Annotated in this window: 5 protein-coding genes; all 5 read left to right on the top strand. The window is 63.2% G+C overall.

Annotation, left to right across the window (positions count from 1 at the left end):
• On the top strand, window positions 1–472 hold a 472-nt coding region (locus tag M3O22_08860; GenBank protein ID MDP9196851.1), incomplete at its 5' end, for an alpha/beta hydrolase.
• Window positions 465–1,292, top strand: a complete 828-nt coding sequence (gene lpxI, locus M3O22_08855; protein ID MDP9196850.1) for a UDP-2,3-diacylglucosamine diphosphatase LpxI — start codon at window positions 465–467, stop codon at window positions 1,290–1,292. The genes M3O22_08860 and lpxI, both read left to right, overlap by 8 nt.
• Window positions 1,289–2,449, top strand: a complete 1,161-nt coding sequence (gene lpxB, locus M3O22_08850) for a lipid-A-disaccharide synthase (protein MDP9196849.1) — start codon at window positions 1,289–1,291, stop codon at window positions 2,447–2,449. Before lpxI ends, lpxB begins: the two co-directional genes overlap by 4 nt.
• 53 nt (window positions 2,450–2,502) lie before the next feature.
• Complete coding sequence (locus M3O22_08845) at window positions 2,503–3,231, top strand: SDR family NAD(P)-dependent oxidoreductase (GenBank protein MDP9196848.1); 729 nt, start codon at window positions 2,503–2,505, stop codon at window positions 3,229–3,231.
• Window positions 3,228–3,758, top strand: a 531-nt coding sequence (locus M3O22_08840; GenBank protein ID MDP9196847.1) for a UbiA family prenyltransferase, incomplete at its 3' end; no start/stop codon positions are given. The genes M3O22_08845 and M3O22_08840, both read left to right, overlap by 4 nt.

Below are 3,758 nucleotides of genomic sequence, written 5' to 3'. Positions count from 1 at the left end.
GGGACATATCCTGTGGATTTGCCCCATGCCCCTGACCTCGGCAGAGCTGGCGCAGGCCGGGAAGCGCCTTGCGCAGCGGATACCGCCTGCGGCACTGGCTGAATTTGAAAGCATCAAGGACAGGATCCGGAAAACCGGGAGGGATAAGGGTGAGGATCCCTTCCGCTGTATTGCCCCTTGGTATTTTGCCAGACGGGAGATCCCGGAAGGCTTCGACACCGGATTCCGTGTCCTGGTGGCGGACAGGCTGAGCCATTTATTTTCTGCATATGATTTTTCTGAAACAGTAAGGACCCCTGGGGGAAAATCCACAGTGATCCTGGGGGAGGATGACTATATCCGGGTGGGCGACCTGACGGCTTTGTGTTCCGCCGCAAAAAGGGTATGTGTAATACCCGGGGCGGCCCATTATCCCTTTGCGGAAAATCCGCAGGCGTTTGAGGCCGCAGTACTGGGGACGATCGATGGCTGAAAATCTTGGCATTCTGGCGGGGGGAGGGGATCTGCCGCGGCGGTTGGTGGAGGCCTGTCGCACGCAGGGGCGGTCATTTTTTATCCTGGGATTTGAGGGGCATGCCGATCGGGCCCTGATGGAAGGTCTTCCCTATGCCTGGGTGCGTCTGGGAGCCTGGGGAGATATTCTCGGTCGTCTGCGACAGGAAGGTGTGACAGAGCTGGTTATGGCAGGGCATGTGCGCCGGCCTTCACTGGCCGAGCTGAAACCCGACTGGCGGGCTGCAAAATTTCTTGCCCGCATCGGCCTGCGCGCCCTGGGTGATGACGGCCTTCTGTCTGCTGTGGCGAAAGAATTTGAGGGCGAAGGATTTCGTGTTGTGGCGGCCCATGACATTCTGGGCACCCTGCTGGCCCCTGCCGGTGTGTGGGGGAGTGTAAGGCCCGATGAGGCTGCGTGGACTGATATCCGCCGCGGCATGGAGGTAGTGCGCGCGCTGGGCCGGCTGGACGTTGGCCAGGCCGCTGTTGTGCAGCAGGGGCTTGTGCTGGGCGTGGAGGGGGTCGAGGGCACGGCGGAGCTGGTCCGTCGCTGTACCGTCCTGAAGCGGGAGGGCGGTGGAGGAGTCCTGGTCAAGGCGAGCAAGCCGCAACAGGACCGCCGTGTGGACCTGCCCGCTGTGGGACCTGACACCGTAAAGACCTGTGCCGATGCCGGTCTTGCGGGAATCGCCGTGGAGGCCGGGGGGGCCCTGGTGCTGGATCTGGCCTCTGTAGTGACAGAGGCGGACAGGCATGGCCTGTTTGTTGTGGGCGTTGAGAGGGAGCAGGGTGCATGAACCTGTTCCTCATCGCTGGCGAACCGTCGGGGGATCTGCTGGGTGCGCGGATGATGGTGTCGCTGAAGGGGCAGGCCGGGGAAAAAATCCGTTTTTCCGGTATCGGCGGCGAACGCATGAGGGCCGAGGGGCAGGAGCAGATCTTTCCCCAGGATGATCTGGCCGTTATGGGACTGGCGGAGGTTCTGCCGCGCATTCCCCGCCTGCTGCGCCGGATCCGTCAGGCTGTGCAGGCCATTCTGCAGCAGAAGCCGGATGTGGTTGTGACCATTGACGCACCGGATTTCAGCTTCCGCGTCGCCCGCCGGGTCAGAAAACTGGCCCCTGATATTCCCCTGGTCCATTGCGTTGCGCCCACGGTCTGGTCGTGGAGGCCCGGCCGGGCCCGGAAGATTGCCCGGTTTCTGGATCACCTTCTGGCCCTGTTTCCGTTCGAGCCACCGTATTTCACCCGCGAAGGTCTTGCCTGTACCTTTGTGGGACATCCCCTGGTGGAGAGCGGAGCCGCACAGGGAAATGCAGAAGCTTTCCGGCAGCGTTATCCGCAGACGGCCGGAAAAAGGCTTCTGGTTGTTCTGCCCGGCAGCCGCAGGGGTGAGGTAACGCGGCTTCTGCCGGTGCTGAAAGATACGCTGGCCAAGCTGAAAGACCGGAACCTGATGGCCATTGTACCCACCGTGGAGCGCGGCGCGGCGCAGGTGGAGGACGCGGTGAGGGACTGGCCTGTGCCTGCCCTGGTGGTGCAGGGCGACCGGGACAAGTACGATGCCTTTGCTGCGGCGGACATGGCTGTGGCCGCGTCCGGGACTGTGGTGCTGGAGCTGGCGCTGGGAGGGCTTCCGGCGGTGATTGTTTACCGGATCAACCCGCTGTCCGCGTTTCTGGTCCGCCGCCTGTCGCGGCTGAAATGCGTCAGTCTGGTGAATATCATGCACGATCGCATGGTGATGCCGGAGCTTCTCCAGGAGAACTGCCGGGCAGACCGGATTGCAGAGGCTGCCATCCATCTGCTGGACAGCGGCGAGGCAAGGGCGGTCCAGAAACAGGCGCTGGCCCAGGTGGCTGGCTGGCTGGGACAGGGTGGGGTGCAGCCCCCGTCCGCCCGGATGGCGGATGTCATTCTGGACCTGGCGGGGCGCCAGCGAAAAACCACTTGATGCCGGGCGGATTTTCTGGAGGATACAGAAACACGCATCAGCATGTGCAGGACATGAGTAACAGTCCCGTATCAGAAAAACGCATAGCGCTTGTGACAGGGGCGTCACGCGGCATCGGGGCTGCTGTAGCAAGGCGTCTGGCGCGCGAGAACGTCCATGTGATCCTTCTGGCCCGCACGGTGGGCGCGCTGGAAGAAGTGGATGATTCCATCCGCACTGCGGGCGGCACGGCCACTATCATGCCTCTGGATCTGCTGAAGGGTGATGACGTCGGCCAGATCGGGCCCACGGTGCACCAGCGCTTTGGCCGGCTGGACATCCTGGTGGGGAATGCCGCCATGCTGGGGCCGCTCAGTCCTGTGGCCCATTACGATCCAAAGACCTGGGACCACGTCATGGCCCTGAACGTAGGCGCGAACCAGCGTCTGATCCGCACGCTGGATCCGCTGCTGCGCGCATCTGCTGCTGGTCGGGCCCTGTTTGTAACGTCAGGACTGGCCCGGAAGGCTCTGGCCTATTGGGGCGCCTATGCGGCCAGCAAGGCAGCGCTGGAGATGCTGGTGTCCCTCTATGCGGCCGAGACAGTGAACACCCGCCTGCGGGTCAACATGATTGATCCGGGCAACGTGGCCACGGGCCTGCGCGCCCAGGCTTTTCCGGGCGAGGATCCGGCCATGCTGGCTTCTCCTGACGAGGTGGCGGAAAGTTTTGTGGAGCCTTTGTCTGAAGCTTTCAAAGGTCACGGAGAAAGAATTTCTGTCCGGAGAAAGGGGGCCGGATGACAGCTGCAAGAGGACATACGGATATCCGCACCGGCGACTGGGTTGACCGGATCCTGCCACCGTCCTTCCGGCCCTATGCCCGGCTCGCCCGGCTGGACCGTCCTACAGGCACATGGCTGCTGCTGTTTCCCTGCTGGTGGGGCGTCGTGTTAGCCAATCAGGGTCACATCCATCTGCTGATGCTCGTCCTGTTTGGCCTTGCCGCCGTGGTGATGCGGGGCGCCGGCTGCACATTCAACGACATTATGGACCGCGACCTGGACGCACGGGTCGAGCGCACCCGCCACCGCCCCCTGCCCAGGGGAGATGTGAGCGTCCGCCAGGCCCTGCTGTTCCTGGCGGTCCAGCTGTTGCTGGGATTCTTTTTCCTGATGCAGTTCAACCGGACCACGATCCTGCTGGGTGCGGCGTCCCTGTTCCTGGCCGGTTTTTACCCCCTGATGAAGCGGCTGACCTGGTGGCCCCAGCTGTTCCTGGGGTTCACCTTCAACTGGGGCGCGCTGATGGGCTGGGCAGCCGTGCGGGGC

The sequence above is a fragment of the Pseudomonadota bacterium genome, from assembly GCA_030775045.1.
GTDB lineage: Bacteria > Pseudomonadota > Alphaproteobacteria > JALYJY01 > JALYJY01 > JALYJY01.
Note: the sequence above shows the minus strand (reverse complement) of the source record. Positions and strands in the feature narration are given on the sequence as shown.

Excerpts from the sequence above, each read along its gene's own strand:
- M3O22_08845 (MDP9196848.1), top strand. The coding sequence starts at position 2,503 with ATGAGTAACAGTCCCGTATCAGAAAAACGCATAGCGCTTGTGACAGGG.
- lpxI (MDP9196850.1), top strand. The coding sequence starts at position 465 with ATGGCTGAAAATCTTGGCATTCTGGCGGGGGGAGGGGATCTGCCGCGG.
- lpxB (MDP9196849.1), top strand. The coding sequence starts at position 1,289 with ATGAACCTGTTCCTCATCGCTGGCGAACCGTCGGGGGATCTGCTGGGT.